The organism is Sanguibacteroides justesenii, assembly GCF_003204205.1.
GTDB lineage: Bacteria > Bacteroidota > Bacteroidia > Bacteroidales > Marinifilaceae > Gabonibacter > Gabonibacter massiliensis.
In genome coordinates, this window is sequence record NZ_QJPL01000021.1 from 1 (window position 1) to 1,295 (window position 1,295).

Consider the following 1,295-nt stretch of genomic DNA (forward strand, 5'->3'; position numbering starts at 1 on the left):
TTTTCCAGGTTCTTCATGTTTTTTACCGAATCGTAATAATAAACGTACTTCATCGTGATATCCGGTTTAAAACGAAGGTATTGTCTGAAATTACGCAAGTCCCAGTTCCGGTACGAGGGCATACCGATCCAAGAATAATCATCCATGATGTTCACGTAGGTCGTAATCTTCAGTTTGCCGTCCATGCGGGCAACGATATCCTGGCTATTTTGCGTCAACGTGTTCTGCTTCGTCTCCGTGGCATCGTAAAATGACATCAAGGAAGGACGGGAAGAGAGGTAACCGATAAACAGGGCAACGAACCATACCACGGCGTATTTACCGAAGTTCACCGCCCACGAACTCTTCTGCCTGCGGGACTGCAAGCGAATAACCGCCATGAACAGGAACAAGCCGATCACGATCAGGAAATAGATCACGTCCTCCGAGCAGATCAAACCGCGTACGAACTCTCCGGCTCGACCGTCTATGGCTAACCAGAAAGTAATATCGCGAACCAGATCGATCTCTTGCCACAACCCTTTAACGTAAGAAAGAACGGCTAAAATAGCCAACGTGCCGACAGCGGCAACGATCTGGTAAGAGGTCAAGCTCGACATGAACAAACCGATCGCCGCGTAAGCGCAAATCAAAAGGTACAAGCCCAACATACCCGAAAGAATTACCGGAATATCCAGATCCTTAACCGCGAAAGCCGCGTAAATCGAATAAATCATCAATACGCCGATCAAAACGAGAGCGTAAACCATCATCGAGGCGTATTTACCGAGAATGATCTGCCAGTTCGTCACCGGCGACGAGTATAGTAATTTAATGGAACCGCTACCCAGCTCCCGGCTCATCAAGCTCATCGTCAACAAGGGGATGTAAAGGTAAAGGTAAGATTGAACCGCCGTGAACAGACCGCGCATGCCGCTGTAAAGACCGAGGGTTGCATTGTAATTACCGTAACCTAAAGATTCGGAACGTACCATTCCCCCCATCAAATTAGAGAAGGTCATGCTGCATTGAAAGGTAAAGATGATCAGGATCAACCACGCGATCGGCGAGTAGAACAACGTTTGTAATTCCGTCTTCGCTATTTTGAATATTGTCTTCATTGTAAACGTGTTTTAAAATTATTTCTTTGATAATTCGGCGAAAACGGCATCCAAGGAACTCTTCTCCTGGTAAACCTCCGTCAATCTCCATCCTCGGGTGACACTCGTCTCAACGAGTCGCTCAGTAACCTCCTGGAAATCCGTGTATTGAAGACGATACTTCATCCCGCCCAGCTCTTCCGCTCCACTCACGCC

General features: G+C 47.4%; 1 protein-coding gene. It reads right to left on the bottom strand.

Features of this window, described 5'->3' with window-relative positions; all coding sequences use genetic code 11:
- The coding region (locus tag DMB45_RS14565; RefSeq protein WP_146216465.1) for an ABC transporter permease at positions 1 to 1,100 on the bottom strand (1,100 nt) is incomplete at its 3' end.
- Between the last annotated feature and the right edge of the window lie 195 nt (positions 1,101 to 1,295).